At 32.9% G+C, this 24,701-nt stretch carries 23 protein-coding genes; 15 read left to right on the forward strand and 8 right to left on the reverse strand.

Annotated features, from left to right (window positions below; genetic code table 11):
* Window positions 1–80: 80 nt before the first annotated feature.
* Window positions 81–1,658 carry an FMN-binding glutamate synthase family protein gene (locus ssp1_RS02150; protein ID WP_118828099.1) on the reverse strand — a complete coding sequence of 526 codons (1,578 nt, stop codon included), beginning with the start codon at window positions 1,656–1,658 and terminating at the stop codon, window positions 81–83.
* Window positions 1,659–1,865: 207 nt separating this feature from the next.
* Between ssp1_RS02150 and lnsB the strand changes: the two genes are divergently transcribed.
* The 4 genes from lnsB (at window position 1,866) to ssp1_RS02170 (ending at window position 5,013) form a co-directional block, all read left to right on the forward strand.
* Entirely contained in the window at window positions 1,866–2,618 is a 753-nt protein-coding gene (lnsB, locus tag ssp1_RS02155) for a CPBP family lipoprotein N-acylation protein LnsB (RefSeq protein WP_075778563.1), read from the forward strand.
* Between the two features lie 30 nt (window positions 2,619–2,648).
* Entirely contained in the window at window positions 2,649–3,437 is a 789-nt protein-coding gene (locus tag ssp1_RS02160; RefSeq protein ID WP_075778564.1) for a CPBP family intramembrane glutamic endopeptidase, read from the forward strand.
* Window positions 3,438–3,584: 147 nt separating this feature from the next.
* A complete protein-coding gene (locus ssp1_RS02165; RefSeq protein ID WP_002450391.1) occupies window positions 3,585–4,247 on the forward strand; it encodes an ABC transporter ATP-binding protein in 663 nt (220 codons plus the stop codon).
* Complete coding sequence (locus ssp1_RS02170) at window positions 4,240–5,013, forward strand: ABC transporter permease (protein ID WP_075778566.1); 774 nt, start codon at window positions 4,240–4,242, stop codon at window positions 5,011–5,013. Before ssp1_RS02165 ends, ssp1_RS02170 begins: the two co-directional genes overlap by 8 nt.
* A 61-nt stretch (window positions 5,014–5,074) precedes the next feature.
* On the opposite strand, the gene ssp1_RS02175 is transcribed toward ssp1_RS02170, so the two are convergent.
* Window positions 5,075–6,544 carry a HAMP domain-containing sensor histidine kinase gene (locus tag ssp1_RS02175; RefSeq protein ID WP_075778567.1) on the reverse strand — a complete coding sequence of 490 codons (1,470 nt, stop codon included), beginning with the start codon at window positions 6,542–6,544 and terminating at the stop codon, window positions 5,075–5,077.
* Window positions 6,537–7,214: a response regulator transcription factor gene (locus ssp1_RS02180; RefSeq protein WP_002450388.1), complete on the reverse strand. Its 678-nt coding sequence runs from the start codon at window positions 7,212–7,214 to the stop codon at window positions 6,537–6,539. Before ssp1_RS02180 ends, ssp1_RS02175 begins: the two co-directional genes overlap by 8 nt.
* A 734-nt stretch (window positions 7,215–7,948) precedes the next feature.
* Between ssp1_RS02180 and ssp1_RS02195 the strand changes: the two genes are divergently transcribed.
* On the forward strand, window positions 7,949–9,124 hold the full coding sequence (locus ssp1_RS02195) for an MFS transporter (protein ID WP_075778570.1): 1,176 nt from the start codon (window positions 7,949–7,951) through the stop codon (window positions 9,122–9,124).
* Window positions 9,125–9,187: 63 nt separating this feature from the next.
* Here the strand turns inward: ssp1_RS02195 and ssp1_RS02200 are convergent, their stop codons facing one another.
* Entirely contained in the window at window positions 9,188–10,552 is a 1,365-nt protein-coding gene (locus tag ssp1_RS02200; RefSeq protein WP_171970133.1) for a carboxylesterase family protein, read from the reverse strand.
* Between the two features lie 261 nt (window positions 10,553–10,813).
* Window positions 10,814–12,526, reverse strand: a complete 1,713-nt coding sequence (locus tag ssp1_RS02205; RefSeq protein ID WP_118828100.1) for an APC family permease — start codon at window positions 12,524–12,526, stop codon at window positions 10,814–10,816.
* A gap of 177 nt (window positions 12,527–12,703) precedes the next feature.
* Between ssp1_RS02205 and ssp1_RS02210 the strand changes: the two genes are divergently transcribed.
* Window positions 12,704–13,303: a YdeI/OmpD-associated family protein gene (locus ssp1_RS02210; protein ID WP_075778786.1), complete on the forward strand. Its 600-nt coding sequence runs from the start codon at window positions 12,704–12,706 to the stop codon at window positions 13,301–13,303.
* 254 nt (window positions 13,304–13,557) lie between these two features.
* On the opposite strand, the gene ssp1_RS02215 is transcribed toward ssp1_RS02210, so the two are convergent.
* Window positions 13,558–14,337 (reverse strand): (S)-acetoin forming diacetyl reductase, encoded by a 780-nt coding sequence (locus ssp1_RS02215; protein WP_002450382.1) that lies wholly within the window; start codon window positions 14,335–14,337, stop codon window positions 13,558–13,560.
* 502 nt (window positions 14,338–14,839) lie between these two features.
* Between ssp1_RS02215 and ssp1_RS02220 the strand changes: the two genes are divergently transcribed.
* From ssp1_RS02220 to ssp1_RS02235, 4 genes are read left to right on the forward strand one after another with little or no spacing between them, the layout of a single operon-like run.
* On the forward strand, window positions 14,840–16,093 hold the full coding sequence (locus ssp1_RS02220; RefSeq protein WP_075778104.1) for a betaine/proline/choline family ABC transporter ATP-binding protein: 1,254 nt from the start codon (window positions 14,840–14,842) through the stop codon (window positions 16,091–16,093).
* Window positions 16,093–16,728: an ABC transporter permease gene (locus ssp1_RS02225; RefSeq protein WP_002450380.1), complete on the forward strand. Its 636-nt coding sequence runs from the start codon at window positions 16,093–16,095 to the stop codon at window positions 16,726–16,728. Before ssp1_RS02220 ends, ssp1_RS02225 begins: the two co-directional genes overlap by 1 nt.
* 21 nt (window positions 16,729–16,749) lie before the next feature.
* A complete protein-coding gene (locus ssp1_RS02230) occupies window positions 16,750–17,703 on the forward strand; it encodes an osmoprotectant ABC transporter substrate-binding protein (protein WP_075778105.1) in 954 nt (317 codons plus the stop codon).
* 2 nt (window positions 17,704–17,705) lie between these two features.
* Entirely contained in the window at window positions 17,706–18,395 is a 690-nt protein-coding gene (locus ssp1_RS02235; RefSeq protein WP_075778106.1) for an ABC transporter permease, read from the forward strand.
* 62 nt (window positions 18,396–18,457) lie between these two features.
* Here ssp1_RS02235 and lrgB read toward each other — a convergent pair whose 3' ends face one another.
* A complete protein-coding gene (lrgB, locus tag ssp1_RS02240; protein ID WP_002450377.1) occupies window positions 18,458–19,162 on the reverse strand; it encodes an antiholin-like protein LrgB in 705 nt (234 codons plus the stop codon).
* A gap of 2 nt (window positions 19,163–19,164) precedes the next feature.
* On the reverse strand, window positions 19,165–19,611 hold the full coding sequence (gene lrgA, locus ssp1_RS02245) for an antiholin-like murein hydrolase modulator LrgA (protein WP_002466455.1): 447 nt from the start codon (window positions 19,609–19,611) through the stop codon (window positions 19,165–19,167).
* Between the two features lie 601 nt (window positions 19,612–20,212).
* Here lrgA and ssp1_RS02250 point away from each other — a divergent pair.
* The 5 genes from ssp1_RS02250 to ssp1_RS02270 all read left to right on the forward strand — a co-directional run bounded on the left by ssp1_RS02250 (window position 20,213) and on the right by ssp1_RS02270 (window position 24,687).
* Window positions 20,213–21,616: an MFS transporter gene (locus ssp1_RS02250; protein ID WP_075778107.1), complete on the forward strand. Its 1,404-nt coding sequence runs from the start codon at window positions 20,213–20,215 to the stop codon at window positions 21,614–21,616.
* Between the two features lie 153 nt (window positions 21,617–21,769).
* Complete coding sequence (locus ssp1_RS02255; protein WP_075778108.1) at window positions 21,770–22,702, forward strand: 2-dehydropantoate 2-reductase; 933 nt, start codon at window positions 21,770–21,772, stop codon at window positions 22,700–22,702.
* Window positions 22,703–22,808: 106 nt separating this feature from the next.
* Window positions 22,809–23,258, forward strand: coding sequence for a GNAT family N-acetyltransferase (locus ssp1_RS02260; protein WP_075778109.1), 450 nt, complete (start codon window positions 22,809–22,811; stop codon window positions 23,256–23,258).
* 66 nt (window positions 23,259–23,324) lie between these two features.
* Window positions 23,325–23,798 carry a DUF1440 domain-containing protein gene (locus ssp1_RS02265; protein WP_049424604.1) on the forward strand — a complete coding sequence of 158 codons (474 nt, stop codon included), beginning with the start codon at window positions 23,325–23,327 and terminating at the stop codon, window positions 23,796–23,798.
* A 37-nt stretch (window positions 23,799–23,835) separates the two neighbouring features.
* Window positions 23,836–24,687, forward strand: a complete 852-nt coding sequence (locus ssp1_RS02270) for an NAD-dependent epimerase/dehydratase family protein (protein ID WP_075778110.1) — start codon at window positions 23,836–23,838, stop codon at window positions 24,685–24,687.
* The last annotated feature ends 14 nt before the right edge of the window (window positions 24,688–24,701 follow it).

Genomic DNA, 24,701 nt, shown 5'->3' on the forward strand with positions numbered 1-24,701 from the left:
TCTATATAGATGAGTGTCTATGATAAAAGCACAGAAAAAGGCGACCACTTGTAAAGTAATCGCCTTGTATGTACACCTTATTATGATAGTAATTTTAATTTGTAATCGTGGATGGTTTGTGTGCCACCATCTAATTTTCGGTAAATGATATGGTCTGCAGTGATTTCTGTAGGACTTGATACGCCCACAGCTGCAGCAATATTAAATAAACCTTCATGTAAACTTGTGACATAGTTGGTTACTCGGTATTGCTTTTCATCAACAATTAATCCTTTTTCTTTCTTTGGGTCTGTTGTAGCAACACCAACAGGACATGTATTCATATGACATTGTTGACTCATGATACAACCTACACTAATCATCATGCCACGCGCGATATTAACTAAATCGGCACCTAAACCAAGAGCAATAGCAATTTTGTCTGGTGTGATAAGTTTACCTGATGCAAAAATTTTGACACGATCTCGTACACCATATTTCTCTAACATGCCTGACACGATAGGTAGGGCAGTTAGTAAAGGTAATCCAACACCATCTTGAAGCTCTTGGAATGTTGCACCAGTACCACCTTCGCCACCATCCACAGTGATGAAACTTGGATATTTATTTAGTTTCACCATGGTTTTGACTAGTGTCTCGATGTCTTCAACACGACTGACAACAATTTTAAATCCAACTGGCTTTTGGCCTAGTAGTTGTATTTCGTCTACCCAATTGAGCAAGTCTGTAGCATTATGAATAAATTCGAAGCGGTTCGGTGAGTTAATCGTTTTAAATGGTTCTACATTACGGATTTTAGCGATTTCTTCATTCACCTTATTTCCTTCCATATGTCCACCACGTGTTTTGGCACCTTGCGCTAATTTTAACTCGAAAGCACGTACATTCTTACGTTCAGCCACTGTTTTAAATTGTTCTTTACTGAAATTACCCGCTTTGTCTCTGACACCGAATAGCCCTGGCCCAATTTGGAAAATGATATCGCCATCACCTTTAAGATGATATTCTGATAGACCACCTTCACCTGTATTCATCCATGTACCGGCTTTAGATAAACCTTTAGATAAAGCTGAGATAGCGTTTTTACCTAAAGCACCGTAACTCATACCTGATTGGCCAACTAAACGTTTAATCTTATAAGGATGTTCTAGATGTTCACCAAGAACTACCGCATTGTCATCAGTTAAAAAGAATGGATCCACTTGCTTACTTTTACGATGTTCATCACGACTAAATAAGCGTTCATTCTCGATTTGGTAAATAAAAGTTGAAAGTAGTGTCGTATTATCAACTTTTAATTCACTCGCTTGTAGTGGAAACATAGTATTTTGTATGTAAAAACCATCTTCATAATCTGACATTGTCCCAAAACTTGTCATTCTTGAATTGTATTTTCCTGCTAGTACAATATTTTTATAATCTGTACGAGAGAATGGTTTACCTTCATTATCACCAGAGAATAAATATTGTCTAAGTTCTGGTCCCATTTTTTCAGAAAGATATCTAATACGAGCTAATAGTGGATAGTTTCTTAATACACTATGTTGTGTTTGTCTTTTATCTTTGATTAGCCAGATGATACCTAGCAATAATGCCCCCAATAAAAAAATCATAATAATGATGTTGACGATAAACTGCATTGTAGTCAGTACACTCATTAAAATGCCCCCCTTAATCATTACTCCAACACTATGATACACTTTTCTTTATGTTTTACAATGAAACCGGTTAAATTTATATTGTAGAATTTTAATTGTATAAATTTATGAAATATTTATATTAGGAAAGTTAACTTAAATAATGTATTAATATGAATCATAAAATGATAAAGTAATTATGATAGAATACGATTGAGGAGGTGACACATGAGTCAACAGCAAAGACAACGTGACATATGGAACCAACCACAAATCATGAAAAAAGATTTTTTAATCATACCGATATACATATTATTTCAAATGGTGGTACCTATCATAATTGTGTTTGGAACACTAGGATTAACAGCCATGATCACTCAAAAACCACCAGCCCAGTTTTTATATAACTTATCTTTAAGTATTGGATTTGTATTAGCCCAATTTTTAGTATTATTTATCTTTTTCGCGATGCATAAATTTGATATTGCTCAAGTCATGAAAAGGCAGTTACACTATGCTCGAAACAAGACCTTACATATATTGTTAACCATTATCGGCGTCGTTATAGTAATGTGCCTATTGAGATGGCTTTTTAACATGTTTGGTATAGGGCCAACACAATATGAAAGAAGAGTTGAGGGATTATTTCATTATCCATCAGCACTATGTTTTACCATGATATCAATGGTTATCTTACGTCCGATGGTTGAGGTTATTATTTATAAACACATCATCATACATGAATTAAGTAAGAAATGGCCTACCGCTGTAACAATCATACTTTCTATTATGATTGAGACTATGGTTCATGTGTACGATATGATGAGTGTGTGGGAAATGTTGCCATTTTTAATAATGGCATTCGGTTCAACAGTGATTTATATTAAATCAGGTATGAATTTAGCTGCGGCATATCTTTATCAAGCAGGTATACAATGCGTGTTATTTATCATCATGCTATTTAAAATGTTAATCATGTAAAACTAATTTTAGAGTGAAAAGGAGTCATTTATGGAAAACCAATCTACACAACAACCCATAGATTCGCATCAACAACAAAATGAATTTGCATCTAAGAAGATAGTTAAAAGAGATTTTTGGCTGATAGTGGCTTACCTTATTGTGGGACAATTCGTATTTCCAATGATTGGTATGATGATTGGTGCCATCGTTGCGATATCACTGGAAATCAAATCTGATAGTAGGGTTAATGAAATTGGTATTAATTTTGCTACTGTATTTGGTTTTGTTGGTATGTGCTTAGTCCTATTATTATTTTATTTAATGCATCAAAAGACACTCATTCCACTAGCTATCCAAAGAGTGAAAGACCTTAAAAAATATATTGTAACTTTAATTATTATTATCGTTATCATGTACTTATTGAATATGTTGTATGGTATAATGGTTGAATTTTTACCAGAGAAATATCAATTTAGCGATACAGAAAATAATAAAATGTTAGAAAAAATGTTTACTTCTGCATGGATGTGGCCGGTACTGTTTCTAGATATTGTCATTGTGACACCTATAGTAGAGGAACTGTTGTTCAGGCATTTATTGATTCACGAGTTAGGTAAGAAACTAACATATGGCCTGATGTATGTGGTTTCAATTCTGTTGTTTGCAGGGGTACATGTGACAGAAGCGCAATCTCCATTTGAATTAGGACCTTATGTAATTATGGCAAGTGGTTTTGTGGCTGCTTATCACCTTACGAAACGTAATTTAGCAGCTTCGATTGCCCTTCATATGATTCACAACGCGATTTCTTTTATAGCGATTTTATTTACTCTATAAATTGTTAAAAATAAATAGTGAGAGGATGTGTATAAAAGCACATTCTCTTTTTTTGTAATTTAAATTATCATAAAAATTAATTATATTGTTATTTAACGTAGTAAAATGGGAATGAGTAGTGTAATGGGATTTAAAGGAGCGTGTAACATGTTATTAGAAATTGAACATTTAACTTATGAAGCGGATCACCGAACAATTTTAAAGGATATTAATTTCAAGGTGGATAAAGGTGACACTATAGCGATTATTGGACCTTCCGGAAGTGGAAAGAGCACACTTTTAAAGCAACTTAATCATTTGATTGAACCTACATCGGGCACATTGTATTTAAACGGTAAACCTTATCATGACTACGCACCTGAAAGTATTCGTATGAAAGTAAGTTACTTAATGCAACAAAGTGAGATGATAGGTACAACGATTGAAGATAATATGAAGTTTCCTTCAGAAGCGAGAGACCAAGTATTTGATAAAGATAAAGCCCTTAACCTTTTAAAAAAAGTAGGGCTAGGTGACTATGATTTATCTGCAGAAACTGAACATATGTCAGGAGGAGAAAAACAACGCATCACGATTGCACGACAATTAATGTTTGACCCCGAAGTCTTATTACTAGATGAATCGACAAGTGCTTTAGATACACATAATAAAGAACGCGTAGAAGATATTATTTTTAAAATGGCAAAAGAAGGCATTGCCATTTTATGGATTACACATAGTGATGACCAAAGTATGAGACATTTTCAAAAGAGAATGACGATTATTGATGGTGAAATTGATAAGATTGAGGAGTTGAATCAACATGAGTAATACAGCATTATGTTTAACAGCGTTGTTATTGTTTATCCCTATCCTCATCTCTTATAAGGAAGGCTTACATATTATTAAAGATTTAGTGGTAGCAACGATAAGAGCGACCATTCAATTGCTCATTCTTGGCTTCTTACTGCATTATATTTTTAAAATAAATGATAAATGGTTACTCATCTTATGCGTGTTAGTGATTATCATCAATGCATCTTGGAATACCATTCAACGTGCATCCCCAGTAATGCATCATGTGTTTTGGATTTCATTTGTTGCAATATTTGTAGGTACGGCATTACCATTAGCAGGTACGATTGCAACAGGGGCCATTGATTTTACAGCTAATGAAGTGATACCAATAGGTGGGATGTTAGCCAATAATGGTTTAATTGCGATTAATTTAGCCTATCAAAATTTAGATCGTGCATTTGTACAAGATGTTTCCGAAATAGAATCTAAATTAACGTTAGCTGCAACACCCAAACTTGCTTCTAAATCATCAATTAGAGAAAGTATTAGATTAGCTATCGTGCCAACAATTGATTCCGTTAAAACATATGGGCTTGTCTCTATACCAGGTATGATGACAGGATTGATTATTGGTGGAGTACCGCCATTACAAGCCATTAAATTCCAACTGCTAGTGGTCTTTATTCATACAACAGCTACGATTATGTCAGCACTCATTGCCACATACATGAGTTACGGCCAATTCTTCAATGCGAGACACCAATTAATCGCAAGAAATACAGACATTAAGTCAAGTTAATGAAATTTACAATATAAATAGCCAATCAATGATTAGAGGACTTTTCATTGATTGGCTATTTTTATATTGTTGAAATAAATTTGATTTTAAAATGTACACCATTTTGAGAAGGAATAATATGAATTGTTCCATTATGATATTCAACAGCTTCTTTAACTATAGTTAATCCTAAACCATGATTTTCTGTTTGAGTTTCTTTTGTACTATAACCTGATTTGAATATATCATCATTAATATTTGAAATGCCTTTACCATCATCTTTATAGTCGATTAAAAGGGTATTTTCAATTTTATCGAATAATATATCTATTTTTGGATTACGATTATTATGTTCGATACTATTTTCAATAAGATTAATCAAAGTTCTTTCAAAGTATAATTTATTACCATAAAATGATTCGTCATAATCAAATAGGAAGGTTAAATCAATGTTTTCATAACCAAGCGTTTGTACAAATTTTTCTACAGTACTTTGAATTGGAAAACTCTCTTTATCATTTTTCATTTGATTTGTTTCATTATCAAAGTCTTTGTTTAATGATTGTATTAATTCTTCCATATACTTAGCTTTTTCAGATATAAGCGCTACATATTTCTGATTTGATTGATTGACCTCAATAATTTTAGAATAACCATAAATAGATGTCAGTGGAGATTTTAAATCATGAGATATTTGAGAAATCCATTTTGATTTATAATAATGAATCTGATTTTGATAGATTTTATCTTGCAACAATTGTTGATTTAACGTAGTTAGAGATGTGTGTAATTCTGGGAAAGTCTTACTATATTTTTTGATATTACCTTTAGTTGTTGGTTGGTGCAATTTTTCGTGAGACAAATTACTAATCCAGTCAATATAATAACTTAATGGTTTTGTTAAACGCTTTGATACTAAATAAGATGTAATCAGTGCTAAAAAGACATCTATAATTATAGTGATTAATAGTATTAAGGGAACTTCTTTTAAATTATCTGTTGGATCATCATTGATTTGATCTTTATTTAAAATAGGACGCTTATTATGGTTTAGTCGAAAACTTAATTTATTATTATGATAATTGTAATCATACTTATTATAATCATGGGTGGTCACACTTTGTAGTAGTTTGCGTGATTGGATTTGATTCTTATTTGCTATATTTATACTACTGTGATTTTTATAAATAAAAACGAAATAGGTTCTTTCATCTTTATATGTTGGGACAGCATTAGCATAGTTAATATTGTCTAAGATAATAGGTTTAATATTTTTATGTTTTAGCTTATTTGGATATAAAATATGACCATATTTATCCGTGTAATATATATTGGCATGGTCTTTTTTAGCTAAGTCTTTGATATGTTGTGATGGTTTATCTATGGGTTCGTTAAAAATAAAAAAATCTGGTTCAATACTATTTAGATTATTATAAATGTCTTTAATCGTTACATTTATTATTGCTGTAACTGTTATCATTGCAATGATGATTGTCAAAGATAAGTATACAGCTAAATATTTGAAGAATTTTAGTAAAAATCGTCTATTCATGATTCTCACCCTTAAATATGTAACCTTTGCCACGCATTGTTTTGATAAACTTTGGTTGATTAGGATTTTCTTCAATTTTACGTCGTAATGTTCTAATGTGAACCATTAATGTATTATCATCTACGAATGTTTCATAGCCCCATACTTTTGAATAAATTTGTTCTTTAGATAGAATTTGATTTTTGTTACTAATAAAAAAATATAGTAAATCTAGTTCTCTAGCCGTAAGTGAAACTGGTTTATGATTAACAAAAACGTCTCCGCTTTTAAAATTGACCTTTAGATTTCCAAGTTGATAAAAATCATTTGAGTCGTCTTTTAAATGAAGAGATACTCTATAGTATAGTTCCATGGGATCGAAAGGTTTTTTGATATAATCTACAACGCCTTTTTCGAATCCTCTGTATAACTCCAAATTTTCTTCTTTAGCAGTCACCACAATAACGGATGTTTGTGATAGGTCCACAAATTTCATTAATTCGTAACCATCTTCCGATTTTAAGTTTAAATCTAATAGTATGACATGGTAATGATTTTGGTTAATAAGACGCTGTCCTTCATTTATATCATCTGCAGTGTCTATAGATGATAGTCCTTTAGTTGTTAAAGATAATTTTATTAATTCTTGTATATCTTTATCATCTTCAATAATCAAAATTTGGCTACTCATTTTTTACACCTCTTGCATTCATTTTAATCCTTTTTAAATAGTTAAACTATTATCTTTTTAAGATTTAAGGAAAATTTAAACTATAAATAAATGCTGATTTATGATGACTAAATAAAATAAAGTTAGATATAAGTTAAGGAGATGGTTTGATGAAATTAGTATTTAAAATGTCATGCTTTTTTATCATTGCTACATTATTTTTATTTACTTTGCGTAGTATAGCAATATACTATCAAATAGCTTTCTTAAGTATGATTTTAGAATATCCTAGCACAATCTTAGGTGGTTCGACGTGTGCTACATTATTATATTTTGTAGAAGAAAGAAAGAAAAAGAAGGATACCAAAATAAATTATAGTAGAGGGTGTCAGAAATGAAAGTTATAGGATATATACTATCCTTTATATTGTTAATATTATTTATATACAACATATTTAGATTTATTATGGTATTAATAGAAAATACATTAAATGTTGATTTTGGGATGGAGACACTCTTACATAATTCGTATTTTGTAAATGGGGGTGTCTTTGGAGCAATTATTATTATCATTGCACTTGAGCTTATTAATCACCTGATTAATGAAGAAAAGTTTTAAACTTTTGATTTCCTGACAAACAAAATAATGAAAAAATATTATATAATGAAACAGTTACTTATCTTAGTTAAATGGGTTTGTAGCTGTTTTTTTATGCTATAAACATTGAAAAATTTATGAAAGGGGGATATGAAAAATGTCGATGATGCGTATCGTTACTTTCATTTTTAGTGTGTTTATCGTTGGTATGGTCGAGATGATGGTAGCAGGTATTATGAATTTAATGAGCCAAGATTTACATGTATCTGAAGCCGTCATTGGCCAACTTGTTACGTTATATGCTTTAACATTTGCCATTTGTGGACCGATTCTGGTTAAAGTGACGCAACGTTTTAAAGCTAAATCGGTATTACTTTGGACATTAGTAACTTTTATTATAGGGAATTTAATTATAGCAATAGCGCCTAATTTCACTATTTTAGTGATAGGACGTATTTTGTCATCTGCAGCAGCATCACTCATTATTGTTAAGGTACTTGCGTTGACTGCCATGTTAACTTCACCTAAGAATCGAGGTAAGATGATTGGTGTTGTCTATTCAGGATTTAGTGGTGCCAACGTGTTTGGTGTACCTATTGGAACATTAATAGGCGATTGGGTAGGTTGGCGTTTTACTTTTATATTTATTGTCGCTGTCAGTGTCATTGTAGGTATACTAATGATAATGTATTTACCTAAAGAACATGAATTGAGTCATGCAAATCATGCAGATGCTGACCATTCTAATCAGGTTACATCTAAAGTGTTACGTCCAGCTGAAGTAGCTAAATTTATTATAATTACATTTTTAATTTTAGTAGCGAACTCAGTCACATTTGTATATATTAATCCACTGATACTATCAAACGGACATGAAATGTCATTTGTATCACTAGCGCTATTAATTAATGGTGTTGCAGGTGTGATAGGTACATCATTGGGAGGTATCTTTGCAGATAAATGGACAAGTAAGCGTTGGTTAATTATCTCTATTACGATATTTATTGTTATGATGCTTGTTTTAAATTTCATATTATCCGGTACTATCATACTATTAATTGGATTATTTGTTTGGAATATTATGCAATGGAGTACGAATCCAGCAGTACAGAGTGGTCTCATTGAACATGTTGAAGGAGATACAAGCCAGGTGATGAGTTGGAATATGTCTAGCTTAAACGCAGGTATCGGAATGGGTGGCATAATCGGTGGTTTAGTTGTATCACACCTATCAGTACATGCAGTGACTTACACAAGTGCATTGATTGGCTTTCTAGGATTAGTCGTTACCCTTACATTAAAGAATATTCACTTTGCTAAAAAAGAAGCATAATGAAAGGGAGTGGGACAGAAATAACATTTTCTTAAAATTGATTTCGTTGTCCCACTCCCTATTTTATTCATAAATATGTGGTGTTGTATGACCCACTTGATATGGCAGCCATGGCATCCTACTAAATCTTGCAAAGTATGCAAGGTCGTGAATCATTTCCATACTTAATTCACGTTCGTGAGTCGTGACATCTAAACCATTAGCTTTTAAAATGTACAAATGACCGAACCAAAAGATCATATCTAAAATGTGATAAGCAGAGTGATAATTGGTACTGTTTGGTTGGTGCCATTGAAAGGAAGCTAGCCATCTGTTGGGATTATGACTGATGCTTTTCAAAAAATTATGTGCGGGTTGTTGAAATATATAGTCAGTGATACATTTAGATTGTTGTTGCGCACTAATGGCATCACTGACTTCTATTTCTACACCATTAAAAGCCATAGCTTTAACAAAGCGCTCAGGTGATAATTTTCGAGATTCATTTTTTATATAAATGTCACCTTCATGTTGCGTATAAGAAACAAAGATTGGCTTTGAGAAATTGGGATTATCCATAGTCATTGATGATGTTTGAATAGGTGCATAAATTAATTCTAAACCTTTGGACTTACCACGAGAGGATTGGTCTAAATTCATGATATCCTTGATATTTTCTGTAGTTAACGATGTTATGGTTGAGTTAGGATATTGTTCCGCTATGATTTCACTAAATCTTTGCGCTTTTTCATGACCTATTTTCTGATTGTCTAAGCGCAATGTACCACTTAGTAACATCACCTTATGGAAATAGGGTTCTGTCTCTGGTAATTGCATCAAAGCCATGATACTCATACTCCCTGCAGATTGACCCATTAGTGTAATGTTATTAGGATCGCCACCGAAATCTTTAATATGTTGGTGTACCCATTTGATAGCATTGATTTGATCGGAGAGCCCATTATTACAATCATAATTTGATTTAAAAAAGGACCAATCTAAAAATCCCCAAGCGCCTAATCGATAGTTAAATGTGACAACAATCACATCTTCCTGTTTAACTACAGATTGAGGTTGATATAGTTCAGCGCTACCATGACCATTGACAAATCCGCCACCATAAAAATAGATGATGACAGGTCGGTGTTTATTCGGAGAGTGATGACGTCGCCATATATTTAAATATAGACAGTCTTCATCTTGTGTAAATTGATTGAAATGAAAGGAAACATCACTTGAGAAAAAATCTTCAAGTTGGTTATACGGTTGTGGGGGGATATGATTGATAAAGGTTGCGTCAATTGATTTAGGCAATGAAGTAATCAATTCAGAATGTTTAAATCGACCATGCATGAGATGGGCATAGCGAATACCAAGGAATGTGTCAATATCATTTTCATTACTATAAATACCTTTAACGATACGGTTATTTAAAGTTACGTTAACCACCATAGTCATTCGTCCTTTCAAAGTCATCTTTAATAACACTATATAATAAATGATTAAAGTCAGCTATATGTATAAAAAAAAGAGGTCGGGACAAAAGCGTTTAGGATTTGAGCAGAACCGAACGATGAGCAAAATTGTTTTCCAAATTTTGTCGAATCGTGAGCGTTTCTGCCGATAATCCTGCTTTTGGGACGCCGTTAATCGGTTTCCCAGAAGCACAAAAACTTTATGTCTCAACCTCTTTTAATTTGATTTATGAGTTTAGTGTTCTTTGTTTTGGCGTTTTTCTTCTTTATCTTGTTGTTCTTGTCGTTTTTCAGCAATTTTTTCGCGCTTCTCACGACGTTTACGTTTCTTAAGTTTATCACCCATATTGCTATTCATTTTCTTAGCACGTCTGAAGTAGACACTTTCGAATGAACTAATTGCACCTAATTGATAGAAAATAAGGGCAACAATGATGATAACTAAGAAATCCCATGGATAATGTATCCAGTTTAAACCTTTGAATTCTTTACTACCAATAAATGATAGGAATGAAAGTACGACGAGATAAACAATAATCCATAAGCTTCCGCCGATTTGTTTTTTAGTGTTTTTCCAATTCATTTTATATTCATAGAAGAAGTAAATTGGTAAACCTAAAATGATGATTAATATAACTTCTGCTGTTGTTGGCCACATTGCCCAATAAATAGCTAGTGACGCAAGAACGAATGATAATGGGGCCATGAATTTTAAAATTTTAGCTCTAAATGGACGTGTCATCTTAGGACCCATTTTACGTAATGCAATAACTGTAGTTGGACCAGTTAGATAAGCAACTAATGTTGCAGTTGAAATAACTGCTGCTAACGTACCCCAGTCACGGAATAGTGTAACCATTACCATACTGATGATTGCGTTAAACACAATTGCAACACGAGGAATTTTATATTTTTCATTCATTTTACCTAAGAATTTAGGAATGTGCCCATTTTTTTTCATGGCGCGTAATACACGACCAGTTACAGCAACAAATGATACACCAGTACCAAATGGTGACACTACGGCTTCAATATAAAGTAAAATAGCTAACCAATTTAAACCTAATAAAATGGCCATGTCAGCAAATGGTGAGTTGAAGTTAATACCGCTCCAACCATGTTCATGAATCATTGACTGTGGCATAGAAGTGATGAATGTACTTTGTAACACGATATAAAGTACAGCACTAATTGTAAGTGAAATAGCAATACCACGCGCAATGTTCTTTTCAGGGCTTTTAATTTCTGATCCCATATTAATGATTGTTTGGAATGCATTAAATGAGAAAATAATACCTGACATTGTTGTTGCTGCGAAGATTGGTGCACTACCGTACGGCATGAATGTGCCAGTTGAGTGACCATAATTTCCTGTATCAAATCCTGAAACCATTAACATAATAATTGTTAATAATGGAACACCAAGTTTGAAGAAAGAAATTAAACTAGTAAATGAAGTTAATAATTTAACTGACCAGTAATTTAATAAAGAGAAGATAATAATAATAGCATAAACGGCGATTAAACCTGTTGTACTGATTGAACCATCTTTCATTAAACTACCCATCGGTTTAGCCCAATCCCAAGGCCAAGAACTCATATATTGAACAGCTGAAACTGCTTCAATAGGTATAATTGTTACGAGTGATACCCAGTTTGCCCAAGCGGCTATGAATCCGAGTAATGAACCATGTGTATATTGAGCATAGTTACTCATACCACCAGATTGTGGGAACATAGTTCCAATTTCAATGTAGTTATAGGCGATGGTTCCTATAACGACGAATCCAATAATCCAAGAAATGATAGCTGCTGGTCCTGCAATTGACGATGCTTCCCAAGCACCAAATAACCAGCCTGAACCAATTAATGACCCTAATCCGAGTAACACTAACTGGGGCAGATTAATCTTACTGTTATTCGATTCTGTTTCATTTTTATTTGCCATATTGACTCCTCATTCTTTTATATTCTGAAAATACTACGCCATTATTATACGCTAGTTAAAATATTAGTCAAATGTGTATATTGTAATTTTTATTTAAATGTATAAAATTAGTTTTTTAAATATTTTAGTTTATAATAGTGGATAAATGGCAGAATCAGTAGAAAGTAGGGCAATGACATGGTAGAGAAAAATAACAATTTGGAAGTAGAAAAATTTTTGAAAAAAGATAGCCAATGGAAAGAAGAATATAATTATTTAAGAGAACTTATAGTGGATTTTGACGAGTTGGACGAAGATTATAAATGGATGCACCCTTGTTACACGATTAATAATAAAAATGTGGTTCTTATTCATGGTTTTAAAACGTATGTAGCACTTTTATTCTTTAAAGGTGCACTTATTGAAGATTCTAAAAATACTTTAATTAGACAAACTAAAAATGTACAAGCTGCAAGACAGCTACGATTTACAACTTTAGAGGAAATTCAATCACGTAAAGCAGAAATTGTTGATTATGTGACACAAGCTATTGACATTGAAAAGTCTGGTAAACAAGTTGAATTAAAGAAAACAGAAGATTTTGAGGTGCCAGAGGAATTACAACAACAATTCGATGCGATGCCAGAATTAAAAGAAGCGTTCGATCAATTAACACCTGGAAGACAACGTCAATACTTGCATCATATTGGTGATGCCAAACGTGCAGATACCAGACAAAAAAGAGTGGACAAATATATTAATCACATCTTAGAAGGAAAAGGTATGTATGATAAATAGCAAGAGGGAGTGGGACAGAAATAATAAAGAACCACTAATCATTTATGATGTAGTGGTTCTTACGCATTAGCCACAGCTAATGTGTACTTTAAACTAGGAATGCATGAGTGAAACTCATGCATAAGAAATACTAATTTCTAAAGAAAATGAATGACTTTACAGTCGACTACTGCCTAAATATGAATGTAACTTGAAATATATATTTCTGTCCCTCTTCTTATTTTTATGAGTGTTTAAGCATTTAATAAAGAGAATTAATGGAATCTCATTCCACCATCAACAATAATCGTTTGGCCAGTAATATAATCTGAATCTTTGCCAGCTAAGAAACTAACAACATTTGATACATCTTCAGGTTGTGAAAGTTTGCCTAAAGCGATTTGATCAGTAAATTGTTTCCAACCCCAAGATTCAGGTTGTCCAGCTTCTTCAGCAGTTTTCTTAGCAATACCTTCCATCATTGGTGTTTGAACAATACCAGGCGCAAATGCATTTACTGTAATAGATTCATGTGCTAGATCACGTGCAGCAACTTGAGTTAAACCTCGCACAGCAAATTTACTACTACTATAAAGTGATAAGCCTGCATTACCTTCTACGCCTGCTTGAGATGTAGCATTAATAATTTTTCCACCATGACCTAATTGTTTGAATTGTGCATGTGCAGCTTGAATGCCCCATAAAACTCCTTTGACATTGACGCCATATACTTTGTCGAAGTCTTCTGGTGTAATAGAATCAATGGGTGTCATTGGTCCTAAACCAGCATTGCTCACTAAAACGTGAAAATCGCCAAAATGTTCAACTGTTTGATTTAAAGCATTAAATACATCATCACGATTGGCTACGTCAGCTTTAATTGCTAAAACTTTTGAGTCATCTTGTGTTAAAGATTGTGCCGCTTGAATTGCGCCTTCTCCGTTGAAATCCACAATGGCTACTTTGAATCCATCATCAAATAAACGTTTAACGATTTGATACCCAATGCCTTGTGCACCACCTGTTACAACTGCTACTTTGCTTTCTTGACTCATATAAAACCCTTCTTCGTATATATTTTGATTACAAGGTCAACATAGCACAAAAAAGAAATAAAAAATTATAAATGTGTAACATAAAAGTATAATTCAATGTATTGTCAATATTTCTTAAAATAATTTTCATAATTCATAAGGTTATAAAATACTAAGCATATTTATCCTTTTATATAATTAATCAAATGTAAAAAGAACTATATAAAAATGTTAAGGGTGAATAGTTTAATTTTGTAAAAATGCAATAGGTTTACTAAAATTATATAGGGTATATATTTATATCGTTGTCGAATATGCGAGCAATTAAAAATCATGATGTGGTGGGAGCACAACATTAATGAAGCGTGATTCGCATTATTTGAGTTTATAATTTTTAAAAGCAAAGGCCTTCGTGCTCTTGTTCAACTAATATTTTTATTTTGTTAACAACTGCTCTGTGGGCCTTTTTTAATTGTCATTGCATTAATTCGTCATTTTTACAATATGGAAGGGGAAAACAATCATGTTAAGCATTAAAAATTTAACCAAGATTTACTCTGGGAATAAAAAGGCAGTAGATAATTTAACGCTTGATATTGAATCAGGTGAATTTATCGCCTTTATTGGGACGAGTGGTAGTGGTAAAACCACTGCTTTAAGAATGATTAACCGAATGATTGAAGCCACAGATGGCCAGATTCAAATGAATGGCAAAGATGTACGTAATATGAACCCAGTTGAATTAAGAAGAAGTATTGGTTACGTCATTCAACAAATCGGTTTGATGCCTCATATGACTATTAGAGAAAATATTGTACTTGTACCGAAATTACTAAAATGGTCGAAAGAAAAGAAAGATCAAAAGGCGGAAGAACTCATTAAACTTGTAGACCTACCAGTAGAATATTTAGACCGTTATCCGGCAGAACTATCTGGTGGTCAACAGCAACGTATTGGTGTAGTAAGAGCCCTTGCTGCTGAACAAGATATTATCTTAATGGATGAACCATTTGGTGCACTTGATCCAATTACACGAGATACACTTCAAGATTTAGTGAAAGAACTTCAACAAAAATTAGGTAAAACATTTATTTTTGTGACACATGATATGGACGAAGCCATTAAATTGGCGGATAAAATCTGTATTATGTCGAAAGGTAAAGTCGTACAATTCGATACACCGGACAATATTTTAAGAAATCCTGCTAATGATTTTGTAAAAGACTTTATTGGTCAGAATCGATTGATTCAAGATAGACCAAATATGAAAACAGTTGAAGGCGCAATGATTAAACCTATCACAGTAAACGCAGATGATTCACTTAACGATGCGGTCAATATCATGAGAGAGAAACGTGTAGATACAATATTTGTTGTAAATAATCATCACAAATTACTTGGATTTTTAGACATAGAGGATATCAATCAAGGACTCCGTGCAAGAAAAGAACTGATTGATACGATGCAACGTGATATTTATAAAGTACATATCGATTCGAAATTACAAGACTCAGTGCGTACGATTTTAAAACGTAATGTTAGAAATATTCCAGTTGTTGATGATGACAATATCCTTATAGGTTTAATTACACGTGCTAACTTAGTTGATATCGTTTATGACTCTATTTGGGGTGAATCAAGTGACACACAGTTAGCGCAACCTTCTGACAAATCTGTTGAAAGTGATATAGCGAATTCAGAACATCAAGCTCATCAACAAGATGATGCTAGTGTTACAGAAGAGGCGAATAAGCATGAAACGGGAGATGAGCGATAATGAAAGCATTCTTGAATGAATATGGAAGTCAGCTCGTATCTAAGACGATTGAACATTTCTATATTTCTATCATTGCTTTACTGATTGCAATCGTCGTAGCCGTTCCGTTAGGTATCTTATTGTCTAGAACAACGAAAACGGCCAATGTGGTTCTAACCATTGCGGGTGTTTTACAAACTATTCCAACATTAGCAGTATTAGCCATTATGATACCTATCTTTGGCGTAGGAAAGACACCAGCGATCGTAGCGTTATTTATCTATGTGTTATTACCAATATTAAATAATACGGTACTCGGCGTGAAAAACATTGATAAAAACGTAATACAAGCTGGACAAAGTATGGGAATGACACAATTTCAATTAATGAAAGATGTTCAAATGCCATTAGCGTTACCTATGATTATTAGTGGTATACGTCTGTCAAGTGTATACGTTATTAGTTGGGCTACATTAGCGAGTTATGTCGGCGCAGGTGGTCTTGGTGATTTAGTATTTAACGGATTGAATTTATATCAACCACCAATGATTATTAGTGCAGCAATATTAGTTACGTTACTAGCACTAATTGTCGACTTTTTACTATCATTAGTTGAAAAATGGGCAGTACCTAAAGGTTTAAAAGTATCTAGATAAGAAAAGGGAGGATTTATCAATATGAAGAAACATATCAAATATACAGTGATTCTTATTGCGTTGTCCCTCTTAGTATTATCTGGGTGTAGTTTGCCAGGTTTAGGGGACGGCAATTCAAAGAATGATGTAAAAATTACAACAACTGAGACGAGTGAAACTAAAATCATTGCTAATATGGAAAAATTAATGATTGAACATGAAACTAAAGGCAAAATTAAACCTACAATTATAGGTAACTTAGGTTCTAGTATTATTCAACATAACGCATTACAGCGCGGTGACGTTAATATGTCTGCGGTTAGATACACAGGTACCGAATTAACAAGTGTATTGAATGCCAAACCGACGAAAGATCCTAAAAAAGCCATGGCAGAATCACAAAGACTATTTAAGAAAAAATATGATCAAAAGTATTATAATTCATTAGGTTTTGCGAATACGTATGCGTTTATGGTGACAAAAGAAACAGCTAAGAAATATCACTTAGAAAAAGTATCAGACTTAGAAAAATATAAAGATGAATTACGATTAGGTATGGATACACAATGGATGAATAGAGCAGGCGATGGCTATCCAGCATTTGTTAAAGATTATGGATTCAAATTTGCCAGTGCACGACCAATGCAAATTGGACTAGTATATGATGCACTGAAAAATAAAAAATTAGATGTTGCTGTAGGATATTCTACTGATGGTCGTATTGCAGCCTATGATTTAAAAATCTTAAAAGACGATCGTAAATTCTTCCCACCTTATGATGGTAGTCCACTAGCGACTGAAAAAGTGATTAAAGATAATCCGAAAATAGATACAGCCTTGAAAAAGTTAGAAGGTAAAGTGTCAACTAAAGAAATGCAGAAATTAAATTACGAAGCAGATGGTAAAGGTAAAGAACCAGCTATCATTGCTGAAGAATACTTGAAAAAACATAACTATTTCGAAAACGATAAAAATAGTAAGAAAGGTGGTCAATAATCATGAAAGGTAATTTATTCCAATCTATTATTGAATATTACTCATTAAACTTTGGCTACCTAATGGAATTATTTTTTAAACATTTACTTATGTCAGTATATGGTGTGCTCTTTGCATGTATCATTGGGATACCGATTGGCATTGTCATTGCACGATATAAAAAATTAGCATGGCCAATCATCACGATTGCTAATATCATTCAAACTGTTCCAGCTATTGCCATGTTAGCCATTTTAATGTTAGCGATGGGACTTGGCCCAACGACAGTAGTTGTTACTGTATTCTTATATTCATTATTACCAATTATTAAGAATACGTACACGGGCATTACAGATGTAGATGAGAATATTAAAGATGCTGGTAAAGGCATGGGTATGACGAGAAACCAAGTTTTACGTATGATTGAATTACCACTATCTCTTTCAGTCATCATTGGTGGTATACGTATTGCGCTCGTTGTAGCAATTGGAATTGTGGCAATTGGTTCATTTATCGGTGCGCCAACGCTTGGTGATATTATCATCCGAGGTACCAATTCAACAGACGGTACGACTTTCATCCTTGCAGGGGCAATCCCTATTGCATTAATAGCCATTTTAATTGATTTAGGTTTAAGATTTTTAGAAAAACGATTAGATCCTACACGTAAAAATAAAAAGAAATTTGAACATCAACCACAACAAATCAAATAAAATATAAAAAAGAGGTCTGAACTATGATATTTGTTCAGGCCTCTTATCTTATATTAAATGATTTAACCTAATAAAATAGGTGCTAATATTGGGACAATTGCGACGACGATGACACCGACGATAACAACGGCAATACTACCCATTGATTCCTCAGTTTCACCTAAATCTTTTGCGGCTGCAACACCTAGTGTATGACCACTAGAACCTAACGCTAAACCACGTGCAATTGGATTGGTAATTTTAAACCATTGTACGATTTTAGTACCAAGTGCAGAGATAACTACAGCATTAAGTATAACAGCTAATGATGTTAACTCTTTGACACCACCGATACCTTCAGAAACTGGTAAGGCAATCGCTGTTGTAGCAGCTTGAGGTAACATAGATGCAACAATTTGATTACCAAATTGGAATAATGAAGCAACTAAGTAAATTAATATTAAGGCTACAACTGTACCTAATGCGATACCACCGAATATTTGTAACCAATATTTTTTTAATACATCACGTTTTTTATATAAAGGTATTGCAAAACTGATTGTCGCTGGCTCTAAGAAGAAGTATATGATGTCGCCACCGATTTTATAACTTTGATAGCTAATACCTGTTAATTTTAAGAAAACAATACCTACAACCATACTTACAAATAAAGGTGCAAGTAAGAAAAAGCCATTTGTTTTTTTATAGAAATATGTAGCTATAACAAATGGGATTAATGATAGTAAAATACCGAAATAGGGTGTATTAATACCTAAATAGTCCGCCATGATTAACCTCCTATACGACTAGTTTCTTCATTTTTCTCTTTACTTGGGAATAGTGATTTAGTCACAAGTAATTGAGATGCATAACCAGTACAAACTAATAAGAAAATAGTTGAAATAATAATAAGTAAGATAATCAGTATTGGACTTTTACTTAAAATCGGTAATGAATTGATAACTGAAATCCCAGCTGGTACGAATAAGAAACTGATGTTATTCGTTAAAGCAGTTCCTACGGATTCAACTTGTTCCAATTTAACAATGCCAGTACATAAAGCTATAAATAATAAAACTAAACCGATTACTGAAGCGGGCATTGGGATAGGCATGACTGCTTCAATGATCTTGGAAATAAATAAAATAACTGCAAGTGTTAAAGCCTGTTGGAAGAAATGATACACTCTTCCAGATGTATGTTGAACTCGTTCACTTTGAGAAGGTGAGTTAGCCATAACATACATTCCTCCTGTTCTATTTGTGTAAAATGATTTGGTAAGAACGTTTGGATTTGTCAAAAATACGACTCACTTACTCATTTAAAACAAAAAAAGCGACTGACTTGTTATTAGGTTTTAAAAAAATAAATAAAGCTCAAATTGCAAATTTCAAACGAATCTTTTGTGAAGTAATTCACAAGTGATTATACAATATATTTCATATTAATTTGCATATTGAATTCGTCATTTCAGTGACAATTTTCAAAATAATTAATAGGGATCATCGTTATCAATTTAACAAATCCTCGTATTATCAAATCGAAAACGCTTACCTATTTTTAACGATAATACTATCATTTGTATAGTTCAAGACGTTATGGAAAAATAAAAGTAATTGGTGTAAAATATAGATTTATATATACAAATATTCTAAATATTAAAAGAAATTAAAGGGTAAAGGTAAAGAAGTATTAAATCGATTTAAAAGTACAGATTAAAATTTAGACAAATAGAAGGAAAGCAATTGTTAGTAAATCAAAGGTTGTAGTTTTCAGTCGATTTAAAACCAAGTAAGTAAAAGTTGGAAAGTGTTTTTTGTAGGAGGAATTGATATTTTATGAACAAAGCTTCAAGAGAATTTGAAGGAGATAATAGGCTCCTTCTAGGTATCATTTTAGGTGTGATCACCTTTTGGTTATTTGCACAAACACTTGTGAATTTAGTTGTACCTTTGCAATCTACATATCAAAGTGATATCGGGACGATTAACATCGCAGTCAGTCTTACCGCTTTAATGTCAGGATTATTTATTGTAGGTGCCGGTGACTTTGCAGATAAATTTGGTCGTGTGAAAGTCACATACATAGGACTCGTATTAAATATTATTGGTTCTTTGTTAATCATTATCACACCATTAACACCGTTTTTAATTGCTGGAAGAATATTTCAAGGCTTGTCTGCTGCATGTATTATGCCTGCAACATTAGCCATTATTAACCAATATTACATTGGTACAGCGAGACAAAGGGCGTTAAGTTATTGGTCAATTGGATCATGGGGTGGTAGTGGTATTTGTACACTCTTTGGTGGCTTAATGTCAACGCACTTTGGTTGGAGAACCATCTTCATCGTTTCTATTGTATTAACATTATTATCAATGTATTTAATTAAACATACACCTGAAACAAAAGCTGAACCAGTTATCACTGAAAATGGTGAGAAAAAGAAATTCGATATTGGCGGATTAATGATTTTAATCATATGTATGTTAAGTATCAACGTGATTATTACGCAAACATCTAAACTAGGATTATTCTCACCCATTATTTTAAGTTTAATTGTGGTATTCATTGTTTCACTTATCGGCTTTATTATGTATGAAAATAAGATTAAATATCCTTTAGTAGATTTTAGTTTGTTTTCAAATAAAGGATATAGTGGTGCAACAGTTTCTAACTTTATGTTGAACGGTGTTGCAGGTGGGACACTCATTGTTGTTAATACCTACTACCAACAACAGTTAGATTTTAATGAATCACAAACAGGTATGATTTCATTAACTTATTTGATAGCAGTATTAATTATGATTCGTGTAGGTGAAAAGATACTACAAGCACTTGGTCCGAAACGTCCGTTATTAATGGGTAGCGGTATTACTGCACTTGGTTTAGTATTATTGTCTTTAACGTTTTTACCAGAACCTTGGTACATTACATCTAGTGTTATTGGTTATTTATTATTTGGTACTGGTTTAGGTATCTATGCTACACCATCTACAGATACAGCTGTAGCACAAGCGCCTGACGAAAAAGTGGGTGTTGCTTCAGGTGTTTATAAAATGGCATCATCTTTAGGTAATGCATTTGGTGTTGCTATTTCTGGAACGATATATGGCGTATTTGCATCACAAATGAATATGGAGTTGGGTGGTTTTATGGGTGTAATCTTAAACGCGGTCATTGCCATCATTGCATTCTTCGCCATTTTATTATTAGTTCCAAAGAAAGCAAGAAATTTATAATTACTAGTGAAAGGTCGAAACGAAAAAGTTTCGGCCTTTTTTATAGCATTAATTTTAATGTTAGAAAATTATGAAAATTAAGTTATGTTCATTGACGATGTTAGTCTTAAATAGTATTTTAAAGGTAACTTTACCGAGGAATGAGGGATTGGAATGAAGATAGCTATTGCAGGTTCAGGTGCATTAGGAAGTGGATTTGGTGCTAAATTATTCCAAAATGGATATGATGTAACGCTAATAGACAGTTGGGAATCACATGTTAAGGCAATTCAAACGAATGGATTGCACATAGATATTAATGGTGAACATTGTCATTTAGAAATACCAATGTATGATTCTAGAGAAATACCTGAAGATGTATTATATGATGTTGTATTTTTATTTCCTAAATCAATGCAACTTAAAGAGGTGTTAGATTATATACAACCACATATAACTCAATCAACTATCGTAGTATGTACGATGAATGGTCTAAAACATGAGCGTTTGATTGAGCAATATGTCGAATTACCACAAATTGTGAGAGGTGTGACAACATGGACTGCAGGAATTGAAAGTCCTGGTTGTACGCATCTAATGGGTAGTGGACCGGTTGAGGTAGGTTCATTGGTCACAGATGGTACTGCTAATGTAAAAACAGTCGTAGACATTTTGAATCGAGCAGAGCTAAATGGTGTATTGAGTAATGATTTACATCAATCTATATGGAAGAAAATTTGTGTGAATGGGACAGCCAATGCATTATGTACGATTTTAGAGTGTAATTTAGCAACATTAAATCAAAGCGATGATGCTAAAAATCTTATTTATAAAATAACCCAGGAAATTGTGCATGTAGCAACGATTGATGATGTGCATCTGAATTTAGATGAAGTGTTTGAGTACCTCATCGACTTAAATGATAAAGTAGGTCCACATTATCCTTCGATGTACCAAGATTTAATTAATAATCATCGTAAAACTGAAATTGACTATATCAATGGTGCGGTTGCTCGCTTAGGCGCGGAACATCATATTGACGCACCAGTCAATCATTTCGTAGCTAATATGATTCATGCTAAAGAACAACAATTAGATGCACAATAAATATAAGAAACCTTTTATTAAGCTTATAAGCAAAACCCACGAATTGCTTATAAGCTTTTTTAAACTGAAAAATGACGTGCGACATTCTAATATTTGAGGTGAGTATATGATTGTTAATGAACTAGAAAAAGCAGTCGTCAAACAATATATGAATTTGCTATTATTAGCAGATCCTGAAAAACAGGCAATAGAACAATATATTAATCAATGTCATGTCTATTTACTAAGTGATGAACATCAATCCCAATCCCTAGCTATAGCAGCAGTAGAAACATTATCTGATACGGAGGTAGAGTTGAAGAACATAGCTGTTCATCCTTTATATCGCAGAAAAGGACTGGGTACTTACCTAATGACATGGCTTTTTGCTAAGTATCAAAACATGACGATGTATGTTGGTACTAGTGACACTGAAAGCACGCTCAAATTTTATTATCGATTAGGATTTAAAGACTATGATATTAGACAAAACTTCTTTATTAGCCAATATGAACAGCCTATTTATGACAATGGAAAATTGCTCAAAGACATGAAAATACTTAAAAAGGATTTATAAAGTGTGTCTTAAGTAAATATGAAAGGGTAATGATAAAAGGAAAGATAAGTTTAAGGAGATGTTTGTATGTCTGTATCATACAAGAAAGTGATTATGACTGGTTTGGTTGGTGGCTTCTTAGGTGGCGCCGTTAAAATGGGGTGGGAAGCATTATTGCCACCTAGAACGCCAGAACGTGATGAAGAACCACCACCAATGACGATGCTTAATCAATTAGGTTTACCTGAAAATGTTAAACATGCGCGTTATCATTATAATGGTAATGAGATTCCACTCACAATTATGGGTGTTCATTATGGATTTTCTATAGCAAATGCATTCGGTTATGCACTACTTGCAGAAAAATTTCCGCAAGTAAAAGTATTAAGAGGAAGTGCTTTTGGTGTCTTAGTAAATATTGCCTTTCATGAATACTTACTTCCTCATTTAGCATTAACACCTAAAGTAGAAGATTTACCTAAAGAAGAAAGATTTTCAGAATTACTTGGGCATATTATTTGGATGAATACGATAGATTTTGTACACTCGTCTAGCAAGTAAATAATTCCCCATATATAAATAGAGAAAAGGTGAGATAATGAGTAAAATATTTGTAACTGGTGCAACTGGTTTAATCGGCATCAAATTAACAAAAAGATTATTAGAAGAAGGTCACGATGTAGCTGGCTTTACAACATCTGAAAATGGTAAAAATAAATTAGAATCAGCTAATGTAAAAGCATATATCGGAGATATTTTAAAATACGATACGATTGAAGCAGCTATTGCAGATTTCCAACCAGAAATCATTATTAATCAAATTACAGATTTAAAAAATGTAGATATGGCAGCAAATACTAAAGTACGTGTCGAATGTTCTAAAAACTTAATCGATGCAGCTCAAAAATACAATGTTAAAAAAGTCATCGCACAAAGTATTGGCTTTATGTACGAAGCAGGGGAAGGCCTTGCTACAGAAGAAACACCATTAGATTTAGATTCAAGTGGTGACCGTAAAGTAACGGTTGATGGTGTTATTGGACTTGAAGAAGAAACATCTCGTATGGATGAATATGTTGTATTAAGATTTGGTTGGTTATACGGACCTGGTACTTGGTACGGCAAAGATGGTATGATTTACAATCAATTTGTAGACGGTAAGGTTACATTATCAGATGGCGTTACATCATTTATACATCTAGATGATGCAGTCGAAACGTCAATTCAAGCTTTAAACTTTGATAATGGTATTTATAATGTAGCAGATGACGAGCCTGTTAAAGGTTCAGATTTTGCAGAATGGTATAAACAACAATTAAATGTTGATCCAGAAATAAATATTGAACCTGCACAACCATTTGAACGTGGTATTACTAACGATAAGTTCAAAGCACAAGGTGGTCAATTAATTTATTCAACTTGGAAAGATGGTATGAACCCAATTAAATAGCGTATATGAAAAAG

It is taken from the genome of Staphylococcus sp. M0911 (assembly GCF_003491325.1).
Classification (GTDB): domain Bacteria; phylum Bacillota; class Bacilli; order Staphylococcales; family Staphylococcaceae; genus Staphylococcus; species Staphylococcus warneri_A.